This is a genomic window from Streptomyces sp. NBC_01012, from assembly GCF_045162755.1.
Taxonomy (GTDB): Bacteria; Actinomycetota; Actinomycetes; order Streptomycetales; family Streptomycetaceae; genus Streptomyces.
On sequence record NZ_CP108688.1, the window covers coordinates 2,694,292 to 2,710,354 of the forward strand.

The 16,063-nt window shown below is 69.8% G+C and carries 13 protein-coding genes; 9 read left to right on the forward strand and 4 right to left on the reverse strand.

The window, feature by feature from the left end; all coding sequences use genetic code 11:
- Window positions 1-39: 39 nt before the first annotated feature.
- Window positions 40-1,071: a class II fructose-bisphosphatase gene (gene glpX, locus OG623_RS11800; protein WP_406146212.1), complete on the forward strand. Its 1,032-nt coding sequence runs from the start codon at window positions 40-42 to the stop codon at window positions 1,069-1,071.
- Between the two features lie 110 nt (window positions 1,072-1,181).
- Here glpX and OG623_RS11805 read toward each other — a convergent pair whose 3' ends face one another.
- On the reverse strand, window positions 1,182-1,778 hold the full coding sequence (locus tag OG623_RS11805) for a TetR family transcriptional regulator (RefSeq protein ID WP_406146213.1): 597 nt from the start codon (window positions 1,776-1,778) through the stop codon (window positions 1,182-1,184).
- A 108-nt stretch (window positions 1,779-1,886) separates the two neighbouring features.
- Between OG623_RS11805 and OG623_RS11810 the strand changes: the two genes are divergently transcribed.
- The gene (locus OG623_RS11810; RefSeq protein WP_406146214.1) at window positions 1,887-2,819 is read left to right on the forward strand and encodes a zinc-binding dehydrogenase; all 933 of its coding nucleotides are present in this window, start codon (window positions 1,887-1,889) and stop codon (window positions 2,817-2,819) included.
- A gap of 95 nt (window positions 2,820-2,914) precedes the next feature.
- Here the strand turns inward: OG623_RS11810 and OG623_RS11815 are convergent, their stop codons facing one another.
- Together OG623_RS11815 and OG623_RS11820 are read right to left on the reverse strand one after the other, a co-directional pair.
- On the reverse strand, window positions 2,915-3,280 hold the full coding sequence (locus OG623_RS11815) for a WhiB family transcriptional regulator (protein WP_406146215.1): 366 nt from the start codon (window positions 3,278-3,280) through the stop codon (window positions 2,915-2,917).
- Window positions 3,281-3,444: 164 nt separating this feature from the next.
- Window positions 3,445-4,116 carry a DUF1707 domain-containing protein gene (locus tag OG623_RS11820; RefSeq protein WP_406146216.1) on the reverse strand — a complete coding sequence of 224 codons (672 nt, stop codon included), beginning with the start codon at window positions 4,114-4,116 and terminating at the stop codon, window positions 3,445-3,447.
- A gap of 204 nt (window positions 4,117-4,320) precedes the next feature.
- On the opposite strand from OG623_RS11820, the gene OG623_RS11825 reads away from it, so the two are divergent.
- From OG623_RS11825 to OG623_RS11845, 5 genes are all read left to right on the forward strand, one after another.
- Window positions 4,321-5,988 (forward strand): fumarate hydratase, encoded by a 1,668-nt coding sequence (locus OG623_RS11825; protein ID WP_406146217.1) that lies wholly within the window; start codon window positions 4,321-4,323, stop codon window positions 5,986-5,988.
- 105 nt (window positions 5,989-6,093) lie between these two features.
- A complete protein-coding gene (locus OG623_RS11830; protein ID WP_406151787.1) occupies window positions 6,094-7,497 on the forward strand; it encodes a class II fumarate hydratase in 1,404 nt (467 codons plus the stop codon).
- 133 nt (window positions 7,498-7,630) lie between these two features.
- A complete protein-coding gene (locus tag OG623_RS11835; protein ID WP_406146218.1) occupies window positions 7,631-8,347 on the forward strand; it encodes a DUF402 domain-containing protein in 717 nt (238 codons plus the stop codon).
- Window positions 8,348-8,724: 377 nt separating this feature from the next.
- Window positions 8,725-10,668: a SpoIIE family protein phosphatase gene (locus OG623_RS11840; protein ID WP_406146219.1), complete on the forward strand. Its 1,944-nt coding sequence runs from the start codon at window positions 8,725-8,727 to the stop codon at window positions 10,666-10,668.
- A 120-nt stretch (window positions 10,669-10,788) separates the two neighbouring features.
- Window positions 10,789-12,252 carry a catalase gene (locus tag OG623_RS11845; RefSeq protein WP_406146220.1) on the forward strand — a complete coding sequence of 488 codons (1,464 nt, stop codon included), beginning with the start codon at window positions 10,789-10,791 and terminating at the stop codon, window positions 12,250-12,252.
- 103 nt (window positions 12,253-12,355) lie between these two features.
- Here the strand turns inward: OG623_RS11845 and OG623_RS11850 are convergent, their stop codons facing one another.
- Entirely contained in the window at window positions 12,356-14,584 is a 2,229-nt protein-coding gene (locus tag OG623_RS11850; RefSeq protein WP_406146221.1) for a transglycosylase domain-containing protein, read from the reverse strand.
- 222 nt (window positions 14,585-14,806) lie between these two features.
- Between OG623_RS11850 and OG623_RS11855 the strand changes: the two genes are divergently transcribed.
- A complete protein-coding gene (locus OG623_RS11855; RefSeq protein WP_406146222.1) occupies window positions 14,807-15,778 on the forward strand; it encodes an SPFH domain-containing protein in 972 nt (323 codons plus the stop codon).
- Window positions 15,775-16,044 (forward strand): hypothetical protein, encoded by a 270-nt coding sequence (locus OG623_RS11860; RefSeq protein ID WP_406146223.1) that lies wholly within the window; start codon window positions 15,775-15,777, stop codon window positions 16,042-16,044. The genes OG623_RS11855 and OG623_RS11860 overlap by 4 nt, the downstream gene beginning before the upstream one ends.
- The last annotated feature ends 19 nt before the right edge of the window (window positions 16,045-16,063 follow it).

A 16,063-nucleotide genomic window follows, 5' to 3' on the forward strand; every position in this document is an offset into this window, starting at 1 on the left:
CCTCTTTCCGGTCGTCGTCGTACAGAAAGGTGCGCTCCGATGTCCGAGCATCATCTGCCGTCCCAGCTCGAGGTCTCGCCCGAAGCCCCCGACCGCAACCTGGCCCTGGAGTTGGTGCGAGTCACCGAGGCCGCCGCCATGGCCGCCGGCCGCTGGGTCGGCCGCGGCGACAAGATCGGCGCCGACGGCGCCGCCGTGAAAGCCATGCGCACGCTCGTCTCCACCGTGTCGATGAACGGCATCGTCGTCATCGGTGAGGGTGAGAAGGACGAAGCCCCCATGCTGTTCAACGGCGAGCGCGTCGGCGACGGCACCGGTGCCGAGGTCGACATCGCCGTCGACCCGATCGACGGCACCACGCTCAACGCCAAGGGCATGCCCAACGCCATCGCCGTACTCGCGGCGGCGGATCACGGCGCGATGTTCGACCCGTCGGCCGTCTTCTACATGGACAAGCTGGTCACCGGCCCCGAGGCCGCCGACTTCGTCGACATCAACGCGCCCGTGTCGGTGAACATCCGGCGGGTGGCGAAGGCCAAGAGCTCGGCCCCGGAGGACGTCACCGTCGTCATCCTGGACCGGCCCCGGCACGACGACGTCGTCCGGGAGATCCGGGAGACCGGGGCCCGGATCAAGTTCATCTCCGACGGCGACGTGGCCGGGTCGATCATGGCGGCCCGCGAGGGCACGGGCGTCGACCTGCTCATGGGCATCGGAGGCACTCCCGAAGGCATCATCTCGGCCTGCGCCATAAAGTGCCTCGGCGGTGTCATCCAGGGCAAGCTCTGGCCCAAGGACGAGGCCGAGCGGCAGCGTGCGCTCGACGCGGGACACGACCTGGACCGGGTCCTCTCCACGGACGACCTCGTCCGCGGCGACAACGTCTTCTTCGTCGCCACCGGGATCACCGACGGCGAACTCCTGCGCGGTGTGCGGTACCGCGGGGAGACGGCGAGCACCGAGTCCCTGGTGATGCGGTCCAAGTCGGGCACGATCCGCAGGATCGACTCGACGCACCGGCTGTCGAAGCTGCGCGCCTACAGCGCGATCGACTTCGACCGCGCCAAGTAGTCCCGGCGCCATACCTGCACAACCACATGACTGCGTAACCGCATGACCGCATGACCGCATGACCGTGGGGGCCGCCCAAGCAGGGCGGCCCCCACCGTCATGCCGCGCGCTCAGGCCTCCAGGGCGAGAGCGGAGTCCAGGGACGACCAGGACCGGCGCAGGAGCGCGGGCAGTTCGCCCGGTACGCAGTCGGGCAGCCACTCGTCCAGCGTGCAGCGCCAGGCGGCCACGAAGAACTCGATGAGGAGCCGCAGTTCGAAGCGGTTCGCCATGTCGAGCCGGTCCGCGATCTCGGCCTGGACCTCGGCGCAGTGCCGCAGCGAGTACCCGTCGAGTGCCGGCGATCCGGCGATCAGCCGGAGGGTGAGCGGGAAGCGCCGGTACCAGTCCTCATCCATCCGCTCCAGCGTGATCAGCATCGCGTCGAGGAAGACATCGGCCAGCGGCCCGGTCCTCTCCATGTCGTCCAGCACGTCCAGATAGACGCCCCAGAGCTCCTTGGCCGCGGTGTGCGCCACATCCTCCTTCGACCGGAAATTACGGAAGAAGGTCCGCCGGGACACCTCCACCTCCTCCAGCAGCGCGTCCAACGGGGTGCTGTCGAATCCGCGTTCACCGAAGAGCGTGACGGCGGTGTCGGCCAACGCGTGACGCGTGCGCAGCTTCTTGCGTTCGCGCAGCGTGGCGGGCTGTTCGGGGCTGCTCACCCGATCGACTCTACCAAGCACGCCGAGAACGCGCATATGCTCTACTGGAGCAAACGCCACACTGTGGCACTTCCATACTTCCATTCGCGCTCCACGAAGGGACCTCCCGTGCGCGCACTCGTCGTCGACCACGCCTCGCCCGGACATCTGTCACTGACGGAGGTCCCCGACCCGCGGCCCGCACCCCACGAGGCGCTCGTGCGGGTCGAGGCGGTCTCGCTGAACTTCGGCGAGGTCCGTACGGCGACCGACCCGGAGTTCCCGGACGGCACCGTGCCCGGCTGGGACGCGGCCGGCGTGGTCGTCCAGGCAGCCGCCGACGGCTCGGGCCCGGCCGAGGGAGAGAGGGTCGTCACCCTCGGCGAGACCGGCTGGGCCGAACTGCGCGCCACACCCACCACCCTGCTCGGCACCGCGCCGAAGGACGCCGACCCCGGGGTCCTGAGCACCGCTCCCGTGGCCGGGCTGAGCGCCCTGCATGTGCTGCGCCGGATGGGGTCGCTGCTCGGCCGGCGCGTGATGATCACCGGCGCTTCCGGCGGGGTGGGACGCTACGCCGTCCAACTGGCCGCCCGCGCGGGCGCGCACTCCGTCGCCATCAGCCGGAACCCCGCACAGGCGGACGGACTGAGGGCCCTCGGCGCCCACGAGGTGCACCCGGATCCGGCCGCCGTGCGGCAGCCGGTGTCAGCCGTCCTGGACAACGTCGGCGGACAGCACCTCGTCGACGCCTTCGCCTCCCTGCTGCCCGGCGGCACCCTGTTCAGCGTGGGCCGCTCCTCCGAGAGCGACGTGGTGCTTCCGCCGGACGCCCTGCTGGGCGCCGAAGGACGGCACGACAGGTCGATCCGTACCTTCTTCCTCCTCGGCGACCCCACGACCGACTTCTCCACGGACCTGACCTGGTTGGCCGGAGAGCTGGCGGCGGGCCGCCTCGATCCGGGCATCAGCTGGCGCGGCCCCTGGACCCGGCACGCCGAGGCCGTACAGCTGCTGCTCGACCGCCGGCTCCACGGCAAAGCCGTCCTCGAAGTCGGATGAAGCCGGATGAAGTCGAGCCAGGTCAGGTGAAGTCGGGGGAACTCGGACCGAGTCAAGCGGAGAAGCAAAGAAGCCAGGAGGACGAGGGCGGCAGCTCAGCCGGCTATGCGCCCCGTCGAGGCCGCGGCCTTGAGCTCCATGTCCCGCCTGCGGCGCCGGGCGAGCACCACGCGGCGCTCGGCGGCGGTGAGGCCACCCCACACCCCGTAGGGCTCGGGCTGCACGAGCGCGTGTTCCCGGCACTCCACCATCACCGGGCACCTCGCGCAGACCTGTTTGGCGGCCTCCTCACGGGACAGCCGGGCAGCAGTCGGCTCCTTCGACGGGGCGAAGAACAGCCCGGCTTCGTCCCGGCGGCACACCGCCTCCGAGTGCCAGGGCCCCGCCTGGTCCTCCCGCGCGGGTGTGCGCTGGGGCGGCACGGCGGCGACCTGCAGGGGCTGATGCGGCATGTGCAGCACGGTCCACTCCTGACGACGGCTTCGGCTTCGTGAGCGAGAGGCGATGCAGCACTCCCTACCCGCTGTACGCACGCCTATGCACTGAGTGGCGTCGCCTTCCGCCCCCTGGACCGCCACCCCGGCGCCCACTGGCCGGAATTCGCCGTGGCCCCGCCCCGCGGGTGTCAGCGGCCGAGGTGTTTGCGCAACTGCTTGTGGAGGTTGGTGATGAGCTTGCCACGCTTGGGTTTCGCCTCGACGTTCCCGAACACGGAGTAGCCGTTCACCACGACCACCGGTGCTTCCGGGTCTGCGGATTCCAGTGTGTCGACCTCGAAATTGCCGAAAATACCTGTCCCGCTGCCCCGCAGCGAGATGTTCTCGGGCACCTTGATCTCGACGCTGCCGAAGATGGACGTCGCGTTGATGACCGTCAGCCGCTGGCCGAACAGCGCCTCGGTCAGGTCGATCTCCACGCTGCCGAAGAGCGCGAACGCGTTCGTACGGCCGCCGACGCGCCAACGGCCCCTGCGCGTCGAGCTGCTGAAGACCGCCACCAGGTTCTCCGCGGGGCCGGCCGCCGGCTCAGGGCCGTAGCTGTAGGGCGAGGCCTCGGGCCGAGGAGCGCCTCCCGCCATCGGCAGATCCTTGATCAGAGGTTCGAGCTCGCCGACGGTCTTGGCCCGGTAGACCAGGTCGACCCGCTCCGCATGCTCGTCCGCGGTCAGCCGACCCTCGGCCATGGCCTCCCGCAGGATGTCCGCGATCCGGTCGCGGTCCGCGTCGGAAGCGCGGATTCCGGCGGGCGCGGGACCGGCCGGAGCGACGGGCTGCTGGGGCTGCTTTTCGAGGTCCACCGCACCAGACTACCCAAACGCGATAGATCGCGACCAGTACCTCACCGGTCTTGCTCGGAATCCACCACACCTGATGCCGCACCTGATCAAGCTCTCGGGGGGTGAGCCTTACCTCACAGGCCCGGCGCGTCGGCGGGGTTCTACCCTGGTGGATGCACTGTCCAAGGGTGGTCAGCCGCTGTCGCCGAGTGAGGAATGGCCGTAATGCCAGAGTTTGCGTACTCCGATCTGCTCCCCCTGGGAGAGGACACCACGCCGTACCGGCTGGTGACCGCCGACGGCGTCTCGACCTTCGAGGCCGACGGCCGTACGTTCCTCAAGGTGGCTCCGGAGGCTCTGCGCACCCTGGCCGCCGAGGCCATGCACGACATCTCGCACTATCTGCGCCCCGCCCACCTGACCCAGCTGCGCCGCATCGTGGACGACCCCGAGGCCTCGTCCAACGACAAGTTCGTCGCGCTCGACCTCCTGAAGAACGCGAACATCGCGGCCGCGGGCGTCCTTCCGATGTGCCAGGACACCGGCACGGCGATCGTCATGGGCAAGCGCGGGCAGAACGTCCTCACCGATGGCGGTGACGAGGAGGCACTGTCGCACGGCATCTTCGACGCCTACACCAAGCTCAATCTGCGCTACTCGCAGATGGCTCCGCTGACCATGTGGGACGAGAAGAACACCGGCTCGAACCTCCCGGCCCAGATCGAGCTGTACGCGACCGACGGCGGCGCGTACAAGTTCCTCTTCATGGCGAAGGGCGGCGGCTCGGCCAACAAGTCCTTCCTCTACCAGGAGACGAAGGCCGTCCTCAACGAGGCCTCCATGATGAAGTTCCTCGAGGAAAAGATCCGTTCGCTGGGTACGGCGGCCTGCCCGCCCTACCACCTGGCGATCGTCGTCGGCGGTACGTCGGCCGAGTTCGCGCTCAAGACCGCGAAGTACGCGTCCGCCCACTACCTGGACGAGCTGCCCGACGAGGGCTCCCCCACCGGCCACGGCTTCCGGGACACGGACCTGGAGCAGAAGGTCTTCGAGCTGACGCAGAAGATCGGCATCGGGGCCCAGTTCGGCGGCAAGTACTTCTGCCACGACGTGCGCGTGGTCCGCCTCCCCCGGCACGGCGCCTCGCTGCCCGTCGCCATCGCCGTGTCCTGCTCGGCCGACCGCCAGGCCACCGCGAAGATCACCGCCGAAGGTGTGTTCCTCGAACAGCTGGAGAAGGACCCGGCGCGCTTCCTCCCCGACACCACCGACGAGCAGCTGGACAGCGAGGGCGACGTCGTACGGGTCGACCTCAACCGGCCCATGGACGAGATCCTCACCGAGCTCACCAAGTACCCGGTCAAGACCCGGCTCTCGCTGACCGGCCCGCTGGTCGTGGCGCGCGACATCGCGCACGCCAAGATCAAGGAGCGGCTGGACGCCGGCGAGGAGATGCCGCAGTACCTGAAGGACCACCCCGTCTACTACGCGGGCCCGGCGAAGACCCCCGAGGGTTACGCCTCCGGTTCCTTCGGCCCGACGACGGCCGGCCGTATGGACAGCTACGTCGAGCAGTTCCAGGCGGCGGGCGGCTCCAAGGTGATGCTCGCCAAGGGCAACCGCTCCAAGCAGGTCACCGACGCCTGTGACGCGCACGGCGGCTTCTACCTCGGCTCGATCGGCGGCCCCGCCGCGCGCCTGGCGCAGGACTGCATCAAGAAGGTCGAGGTCGTCGAGTACGAGGAGCTCGGCATGGAGGCGGTCTGGCGCATCGAGGTCGAGGACTTCCCCGCGTTCATCGTGGTCGACGACAAGGGCAACGACTTCTTCACCGAGCCCGCCCCCGCCCCGACCTTCACCAGCATCCCGGTCCGCGGCCCCGGCCTCGGCTGACCGCGCGCGTCCTGCCCCGGCGGGCCGGGGCAGGACATCTGCCGGAAGTATGCGGGAATAGAGCGGACCCGGACCACGCTCGTTCCAGCAGGAGGTATGAACACCATGGGCGAAGAGGCCGAGGACACGCAGTACCGCGTCGAGTACGACTCGATGGGCGAGGTGAGAGTGCCGGCCCATGCGAAGTGGCGGGCACAGACACAGCGCGCGGTGGAGAACTTCCCCGTCTCCGGGCAGCGCATCGAGCGCGCCCACATCGAGGCGCTGGCGAGGATCAAGGCCGCGGCTGCCAAGGTCAACGCCGAGCTGAAGGTGCTGGACCCCGACATCGCGGACGCGATCCAGGAGGCCGCGGCCGAGGTGGTGGCGGGGCGCTGGGACGAGCACTTCCCCGTAGACGTTTTCCAGACAGGTTCCGGCACTTCGTCCAACATGAACACCAACGAGGTCGTGGCCACGCTCGCCACCGAGCGGCTCGGGCGCGAGGTCCACCCCAACGACCACGTCAACGCGTCCCAGTCGTCGAACGACGTGTTCCCTTCGTCGATCCATATCGCCGCGACCGCGGCGGTCACCGGTGACCTGATCCCGGCACTCGAACACCTGGCCACCGCCCTGGAGCGGAAATCAGCCGAATTCGCGGAGGTCGTGAAGTCGGGCCGTACGCATCTGATGGACGCCACGCCCGTCACCCTGGGCCAGGAGTTCGGCGGCTACGCCGCGCAGATCCGGCACGGCGTCGAGCGGCTGCACGCGTCCCTCCCCCGCCTCGCCGAACTCCCCCTGGGCGGCACCGCGGTGGGCACCGGGATCAACACCCCGCCCGGCTTCTCCGCGGCGGTGATCGCGGAGGTCGCCCGCACGACCGGGCTGCCGCTCACCGAGGCCAGGAACCACTTCGAGGCGCAGGGCGCAAGGGACGGGCTCGTCGAGGCCTCGGGCCAGCTCCGCACCATCGGCGTGTCGCTCACCAAGATCTCCAACGACCTGCGCTGGATGGCCTCGGGGCCCCGCACGGGCCTCGCCGAGATCAGTCTGCCCGACCTGCAGCCCGGGTCCTCGATCATGCCGGGGAAGGTCAATCCGGTCATCCCGGAGGCCGTGCTGATGGTCGCGGCCCAGGTCACGGGCAACGACGCCACCGTCGCCGCCGCGGGAGCCGCCGGAAACTTCGAGCTCAACGTGATGCTTCCGGTCATCGCGAAGAACCTGCTGGAGTCGGTGCGGCTCCTCACCAACGCCTCGCGACTGCTCGCCGACCGGACGGTCGACGGCATCACGGCACATGTGGAGCGGGCCAGGCAGTACGCGGAGTCCTCCCCCTCGGTGGTGACCCCGCTGAACAAGTACATCGGCTACGAGCAGGCCGCGAAGGTCGCCAAGAAGTCCCTGGCCGACGGCACGACGATCCGGGAGACGGTGCTGGCCGGAGGGTACGTCGAGCGCGGCGACCTGACGCTGGAACAGCTCGACGAGGCCCTCGACGTGCTGCGTATGACCCACCCCTGACGCCCCGCCCTCTGACGCCTCGCCCCTGACGCGCCGCCCCTGATGCCCCGCCCGCCCCTCCCGGACATGTGACACCCGGCCGGTGCGGCCTGCAACGCTCGGTCCCCCCGGGCGCCGTCCCTAAGATCTCTTCATGACAGCGACGGAAGCGGGTACGGGAGCAGGCACCGGGGCGGGCGCGGGGGACGGCGTGCACTGGGCGGCTGGTGACCAGGTCCTCTGGCGTTACCGGGACAACCCGAGACCCGGTGACGGCGGGCCCACGGTCCACATCTGCCGGCCGGTCACCGTCGTCCAGGACACCGACGAGCTCCTGGCGGTGTGGATGGCCTCAGGCACCGAGTGCGTGAGACCGGTGCTCGCCGACGGCACGCAGGTGCACGCCGAACCGCTCGCCACCCGCTACACACGCCCGCGCACCACGGTGCGCTCCCGGTGGTTCGGCTCGGGTGTCCTCAAGCTCGCCCGACCGGGTGATCCCTGGTCGGTCTGGCTGTTCTGGGACCGCGGCTGGCTCTTCCGCAACTGGTACGTCAACTTGGAGGAGCCCCTGTCACGCTGGGCGGGCGGGGTCGATTCGCAGGACCACTTCCTCGACATCTCGGTGCGCCCCGACCACAGCTGGGAGTGGCTCGACGAGGACGAGTTCGCCCAGGCGCAGCGCGTCGGGGCGATGGACGCGACCACCGCCCTGCGGGTGCGCGAGGCGGGTCTCGCGGCCGTCGAGGTGATCGAGCGCTGGGGTTCGCCGTTCAGCGACGGCTGGGAGCACTGGCGGCCGGACCCCCGCTGGCAGGTCCCGCCGCTGCCCGATGACTGGGACCGCACCCCTGCCCCCACCCGGCCGTGAGACCCTTGATGCACCCCAGGGGGGCAAACGTAGGATCGCCCTCCACGACCCGCTCCACCGGACCGGTAGGCCACAACCGGGCCGAAGGGCCGGGGGCCTGACCACCAGTCACCGCACGCACCGCATGAGTCACACGGCCCACAGAGCCGGACGGTTCATGCGCACGAACCACTACGAGGGGGTGGAGACATGTTCGCTGTCCGCTGCCCAGCCGCGGGAAGACCCGATACCGGTCATCCTGTCCGCCGTACGGTTTCGGCCCGGTTTCCCGGGGCATCCGGTGACAGCCGTTGTTCTCACCGCTCTTGCCGGGGCACAGTGGCGCCCCACGAGGTGATTGCCTCATACAACCGGCCCGGACGGACGGAATCCCACGCGTGACGGAGCACCCCACCTCCCACGAAGGCCGGCAGCCCCTCGCCGCCCGGCAGCAGGAACGCGCCCGGCCCCGGCAGGAGGAGACGCCGCCGGGCGCCGCTGCCACCGCCGCGATCCCCGGTCCCTCTCCGGCTCCGCACCAGGCGAAGGGCCCGGGGCCGAAAGCCGTACCCAAGCCCACGCCCGGTACGGACGCGCCCGCACCCGTCGTCGACACACAGACGGTCACCCGTCGCGAGGGCGACCGCCTGCGGTTCGTCGGCGCCGCGACCCGCCGGATCGCGCGGGGCATAGACCTGGACGAGATCGTGCTGGGCCTGTGCCGGGCGAGCGTGCCCACGTTCTCCGACGCCATACTCGTCTACCTCCGCGACCCGCTTCCCGTGGGCGACGAGCGGCCCGTCAACCCCTTCGTGCTGCGGCTGCGGCGTACCGACAGGCTGCGGCTGACCGACGAGGAGAGCGAGACCGGTCCCGAGGGCGAGCGGCTGCGGCTGCCCATCACCGACGCGCAGGCCGGACTGCTGCCCGCCGCCGATCTGTGCGAGATCCGGGCGGGCGGCGCGCTCGCCGAGGTGCTGCGCGGGGTGCGGCCCGTCTTCGGGGACTCCGCAGCGGCGCGTGTCGCCCTGCCCGAGCTGCTGGGTACCGGCCGGACCGTGCCGACCGGGCACCGCGCGATCCTGGCTCCGCTGCGCGGGCGCCGCCGGGTGATCGGCGCCGCCGTGTTCCTGCGCGGCACGGACCGCCCCTCGTTCGAGGCGGACGATCTCCTGGTCGCGGCCCAGCTGGCCACGCACACCGCCCTGGGCATCGACAAGGCCGTGCTGTACGGCCGCGAGGCGTACATCGCCGACGAGCTCCAGCGCACCATGCTGCCCGACTCGCTGCCCCAGCCCACGGGGGTACGCCTGGCCTCGCGCTATCTGCCGGCCGCCGAGACGGCCCGGGTCGGCGGCGACTGGTACGACGCGATCCCGCTGCCCGGCAGCAGGGTCGCGCTGGTCGTCGGTGACGTCATGGGGCACTCCATGACGTCCGCCGCGATCATGGGCCAGCTGCGCACCACCGCGCAGACCCTGGCCGGGCTCGATCTGCCGCCGCAGGAGGTCCTGCACCATCTGGACGATCAGGCGCAGCGGCTCGGCAGCGACCGCATGGCGACCTGCCTGTACGCGGTGTACGACCCTGTCGCGCACCGCATCACCATCGCCAACGCCGGCCATCCGCCGCCCGTGCTGCTCCATCTGGGCGGCCGTGCCGAGGTGCTCCGGGTGCCGCCGGGCGCGCCGATCGGGGTCGGCGGGGTCGATTTCGAGGCCGTCGAGCTGGACGCCCCGGCGGGGGCGACGCTCCTGCTGTACACGGACGGCCTGGTGGAGTCCCGGATGCGGGACGTCTGGACGGGCATCGAGATCCTGCGGGAGCGGCTGGCGGCGACCGCCCAGCTGACCGGGCCCGACCACTCGCCGCCGCTGGAAGCCCTCTGCGACGACGTACTGGACATGCTCGGCCCCGGCGACCGGGACGACGACATCGCTCTGCTGGCCGCACGGTTCGACGGGATCGCCCCGAGCGATGTCGCGTACTGGTTCCTCGAGCCGGAGGACGCGGCTCCCGGCCGGGCCCGCAGGCTGGCCCGCAGAGCATTGAGCCGGTGGGGTCTGGAGGACCTGTCGGACGAGATGGAGCTGCTGGTCAGCGAGGTGGTGACCAATGCCGTGCGCTATGCGGAGCGGCCGGTGACGCTGCGGCTGCTGCGTACGGACATCCTGCGCTGCGAGGTCGGCGACGACTCCCCGCAGCTGCCCAGGCAGCGGCGTGCCCGGGAGACGGACGAGGGCGGACGCGGACTGTTCCTGGTGAACCGGCTGGCCCGGCGGTGGGGGGCGACCCGCCTCTCCACGGGCAAAGTGGTCTGGTTCGAGATGTCCACGCCCTGACCCGGGGACACCGATAACCCACCGAAACCACCACATGTTGCCGACCTCCCGTCGGCGGAGTTGACTTCAGTCGTGAACGAAGCGACCTGACCGATACCCCACCCCGACGGGAGGACGCTCGTGACCGAGGAAGCCCAGAAGGTTCCGTACACCACGAACAATGCCGGAATCCCGGTGGAGAGCGACGAACACTCGCTCACCGTCGGATCGGACGGCCCCATCCTGCTCCAGGACCACTACCTCATCGAGAAGATGGCCCAGTTCAACCGTGAACGGGTCCCCGAACGCGTGGTCCACGCCAAGGGCAGCGGTGCTTACGGCACCTTCGAAGTGACGAACGACGTCAGCCAGTTCACCAAGGCGGACCTCTTCCAGCCGGGCAAGCGCACCGAGATGCTCGCCCGCTTCTCCACGGTCGCCGGTGAGCAGGGTTCGCCCGACACCTGGCGCGACCCCCGCGGATTCGCACTGAAGTTCTACACGGAGTACGGGAACTACGACCTGGTCGGCAACAACACGCCGGTCTTCTTCGTGCGCGACCCGATGAAGTTCCAGGACTTCATCCGCTCCCAGAAGCGCCGCCCCGACAACGGGGTGCGCGACCACGACATGCAGTGGGACTTCTGGACCCTCTCCCCGGAGTCGGCCCACCAGGTCACCTGGCTGATGGGCGACCGTGGCATCCCGAAGACCTACCGCAACATGAACGGCTACAGCTCGCACACCTACATGTGGGTGAACGCGGGCGGTGAGCGGTTCTGGGTGAAGTACCACTTCAAGACCGACCAGGGCATCGACTTCTACACCCAGGACGACGCCGACGCCATGGCCGGCATCGACGGTGACGTCCACCGCCGCGACCTGTTCGAGTCGATCAAGCGCGGCGACCACCCGAGCTGGACCCTGAAGGTCCAGATCATGCCGTTCGACGACGCGCCTGACTACCGGTTCAACCCGTTCGACCTGACCAAGGTGTGGCCGCAGGGGGACTACCCGCTGATCGAGGTCGGCCGGATGACGCTGAACAAGAACCCCGAGGACTTCTTCGTCCACATCGAGCAGGCGTCGTTCGAACCGTCGAACATGGTGCCCGGCATCGGCCCCTCGCCCGACAAGATGCTGCTCGGCCGGCTCTTCTCCTACCCGGACACCCACCGGTACAGGATCGGCCCGAACTATCTGCAGCTGCCGCCGAACCGGCCGCGTTCGCCCGTCCACTCGTACGCGAAGGACGGACCCATGCGGTACGAGCCGGCGCGCACCGGTGCGGTCTACGCGCCGAACTCGTACGGCGGGCCCGCGGCGGACACCGAGCGCTTCGGCGACCCGGCCGGCTGGGCCTCGGCGGGCGAGATGGTCCACGAGGCGTACAAGCTGCGCAGCGCGGACGACGACTGGGGCCAGCCCGGCACGCTGGTGCGTGAGGTGATGGACGACGCGGCGCGCGAGCGGCTCGTCTCCAACATCTCCGGGCACCTGCTGGACGGCGTGAGCAGGCCGGTCCTGGAACGCGCGGTGCAGTACTGGCGCAATGTGGACCAGGGCATCGGTGACCGCGTCGCGGCGAAGGTGGACGGCGGCTGACACCGGACAGCAAGGGATGAGGGGCGGGTGCCGGCCGGCACCCGCCCCTCATCCGTCGTCACGCCGTCCGTCGTCACGCCGTCCGTCGCTACGCCGCCCGTCGCTACTGCCCCAGCAGGCCTTCGGCGCCCGGCCGCTCGCCGGGCGGGAAGTCACCGTCCTCGGGGTCCTTCGTGGTGCTCGGGCTCTCGGTCGGCGCCGTCGGGCTCCCGCTCGGCGTCTCGACGGGCGGCGACTCCTCGCCGGGCGACTCGCTGGGCGACCCGGAGGGTTCGTCGGGCTCGTCCGACGGGGTCTCCGACGGCTCGTCGGTCTCGGACGGGGTGTTCGAAGGCGTCTCGGTCACCTGCGTCTCCCCGCGCTCGACGCCCTCCAGGTCGAAGGTCGCGTCCGAACCGCCGCCGAGGGCGCCCAGGGTGTAGTCCGCCCAGATGTTCGCGGGGAAACCGCCACCGTTGGCCCGGCCGGAGTTGGCCGTGCCGGTGAGGCTGACCTGGCCGCCGCCCTCCTTGGTCGACTCCCCGTACAGGGCGACGACGGTCGTGAGCTCCGGGGTGTAGCCGGCGAACCACGCCGCCTTGTTGTTCTCCGACGTACCCGTCTTGCCCGCGGCATCGTAGGCGGAGGTGTTGGCCGCGCTGCCCGAGCCGACGTCGACGACCTCGGTCAGCGCCTTCGTCACGGTGTCGGCGGAGGTCCGGCTGACCACCTGGGCGCCCGTGCCGTCCACCGGCTCCATGGAGCGGTCGCGGTGTTCGGCGGACTTCACGATGGTCGGTGTGACCTTCTTGCCGTGGTTGTCGAGCGTCGCGTACACCCCGGCCATGTCCCAGGTCGACGCGTTCATGGTGCCGAGGGTGATCGCGGGCCGCTCGGGGAAGTTCTTGTCCGGTACGCCCAGGTCGAGGGCGGTCTTCTTCACGGCGCTCGGGGTGACGTCGACGACCATCTGCGCGAAGACGGAGTTGATCGACTTGTCCATCGCCGTCTGGACGGTCGGGCTGGCGTAGCTGACGTCGTCCTCGTTCTCCGGGGCGAACGGGGTGTCGCTGCCGACGACCGGGCGCTTGCTGGTGCCGTCGTAGACCGTGTTCAGACCGATCAGGTCGCCGTTCTGGGTGGTCGACTCGTTCTCCAGCGCCGAGGCGAGCACCAGCGGCTTGAAGGTGGAGGCCGGCTGGTAGTCCTGGCGGGTGGCGTTGTTGTACCAGTGCTCGGTGGCCCCGACGCCGCCGTACAGCGCGACGACCTTTCCGGTCTTCGGGTCGACGGACGTGGCACCGGCCTGGACGGTCGCGTCGACCTTGTTGCCCTTGCGGTCGAGCTGGTTCTCCAGCCGGTCGTCGACCGACTTCTCCAGCTGCTTCTGCCGCTTCTTGTCGATGTTCAGGGTGATCGTCCAGCCGCCGGCGTCCAGCTCCTCCTCGGTGATGCCCTGCCGCTTCATCTCGTCGTTCGCCGCCTCGACGAGATAGCCGGTCTGGCCCTCCATGCCGGGAGCTGCCTTGGGCGCCCCGGGGGCGGGGAAGGTCAGCTTGTCCCGCTCGGCCTTGCCGAGCCAGCCCTCCTCGACCATGTTGTCCAGCGTGTAGGCCCAGCGCGCCTTGACGAGCTTCTTGCCGGTGGGCGTGGCGCTGGCCCAGTCGTACTGGCTGGGGGCCTGGAGTACGGAGGCGAGATAAGCGCCCTGAGCGGTGGAGAGGTCCTTGGCGTCGATGCCGTAGTACGCCTGGGCCGCCGCCTGGATACCGCTCGCACCGCGTCCGTAGTAGACCGTGTTGAGGTATCCGGCGAGGATCTCGTCCTTACTCGTGCGCTGGTCGACCTTGAGCGAGATCACCAGCTCCTTGAGCTTGCGGCTGACCGTCTGGTCCTGCGTGAGGTAGTAGTTCTTCACGTACTGCTGGGTGATCGTGGAGCCGCCCTGCTTGCCCTTGCCGGTGAGCGTGTTCAGCAGTCCGCGGGTGGTGCCCTTGAGGTCGATGCCCTTGTCCCGGTAGAAGGACTTGTTCTCGGCGGCGACGAAGGCGTGCTGGACCTTCTTGGGTATGACCTCGAGGTCCACCTTCTCGCGGTTGACCTCGGAGTTGCTGCGGGCCAGGAGTGTGCCGTCGCTGTACTTGTAGACGTTGCTCTGCTTCTCGGCCTGGGCGTTGGCCTCCGGCACGTCGACGTACACGTAGAGGGCCACGAAGGCGCCCATCACGAGCAGGCAGAGACCGAAGAACGTACCCAGCATCTTCCGCCAGGTGAAGAGCCGGCGTATGCCGCCCTTCTCGGCGGCCCGGCGTGCTCCCCGCCCCTGGGCTCGCCGTTCATCCGCTCGACCCATCGCTGTGGTGCTCCTGTTCTTCTGCTCGTACCACTCCGGTCAGACCTGCCAGCTAACACCGAGAGCCTGGACAAAAGGCAAGCGATCCGGTCTTTTCCGGACGTGACAATCAGCACCCGCTTCACAAGGAACCGACTCGCGAGGGGTGCACAAGGTTGCGAGAGGCGTTAATGTGTAATCACATTGCTAGCACGGCGACAAGCCGTGGGAAACGGGGGACCCATGTCCGCACCGCACGACCTTCCCGGCAGCACCGGCCCCGGCGCCGAACTGACCCCGGACGCACCCGAGATGCCGACGCCCCAGGTCAGGGAGACGACCGCCCACTCCATCCCCGGCGGCCTCGGCCTGCTGCTGACGGTCATCGGGGTGTTCGTCGGGGTGGCGCTGTGCATCATCGGCGGCGTACTCGGCTCCGACGGCAACAACGGCGCCGGTGTCCCGCTCTTCATCCTCGGCCTGCTCCTGGCCATCGCGTCCTTCTTCTGCATGAGCGGTGTGAAGATGGTCGCTCCCGGCGAGGCCCGGGTCATCCAGCTCTTCGGCCGTTACGTCGGCACGATCCGCTCCGACGGCCTGCGCTGGATCAACCCGCTCACCTCCAGCCGCAAGATCTCCACCCGGGTCCGCAACCACGAGACGGCCGTGCTGAAGGTCAACGACGCCTACGGCAACCCCATCGAGCTCGCGGCGATCGTCGTCTGGAAGGTCGAGGACACCGCGCAGGCGCTCTTCGAGGTCGACGACTTCCTGGAGTTCGTCGCCACCCAGACCGAGGCGGCCGTCCGGCACATCGCGATCGAGTACCCGTACGACGCCCACGACGAGGGCGGGCTCTCGCTGCGGGGCAACGCCGAGGAGATCACCGAGAAGCTCGCGGTCGAGCTCACCGCACGCGTACAGGCGGCGGGCGTCCGCATCATCGAGTCCCGCTTCAGCCACCTCGCGTACGCCCCCGAGATCGCCTCGGCGATGCTCCAGCGGCAGCAGGCGGGGGCGGTCGTCGCCGCGCGCCAGCAGATCGTCGAGGGCGCGGTGGGCATGGTCGAGATGGCGCTGACCCGGATCGCGGAGCAGGACATCGTCGAGCTCGACTCCGAGCGCAAGGCGGCGATGGTCGGCAATCTGATGGTGGTCCTGTGCGGTGACCGGGCGGCACAGCCGGTCCTGAACACGGGCTCCCTGTACCAGTGACCGACGACGCGGCCCCTCCTCCCGAGCCGCCCGCCCGGCCCGTCCGGCAGAGCGCGGCCCGCAAGCAGATGCTGCTGCGGCTCGACCCGGCGGTGCACGATGCGCTGGCCCGCTGGGCGGCGGATGAGCTGCGGAGCGCGAACGCACAGATCGAGTTCCTGCTGCGGCGCGCGCTTGCGGAGGCGGGCCGCCTCCCGCGCGGTACGAGCCCGATCGCCCGCCGCGGGCGGCCCCCGAAGACCCCGCCGCCGTCCGATCGACCGTGATTTCCGCCCCCTGCGGCCA

Excerpts from the sequence above, each read along its gene's own strand:
- glpX (WP_406146212.1), top strand. The coding sequence starts at position 40 with ATGTCCGAGCATCATCTGCCGTCCCAGCTCGAGGTCTCGCCCGAAGCC.
- OG623_RS11825 (WP_406146217.1), top strand. The coding sequence starts at position 4,321 with ATGCCAGAGTTTGCGTACTCCGATCTGCTCCCCCTGGGAGAGGACACC.
- OG623_RS11830 (WP_406151787.1), top strand. The coding sequence starts at position 6,094 with ATGGGCGAAGAGGCCGAGGACACGCAGTACCGCGTCGAGTACGACTCG.
- OG623_RS11835 (WP_406146218.1), top strand. The coding sequence starts at position 7,631 with ATGACAGCGACGGAAGCGGGTACGGGAGCAGGCACCGGGGCGGGCGCG.
- OG623_RS11850 (WP_406146221.1), bottom strand. The coding sequence starts at position 14,584 with ATGGGTCGAGCGGATGAACGGCGAGCCCAGGGGCGGGGAGCACGCCGG.
- OG623_RS11855 (WP_406146222.1), top strand. The coding sequence starts at position 14,807 with ATGTCCGCACCGCACGACCTTCCCGGCAGCACCGGCCCCGGCGCCGAA.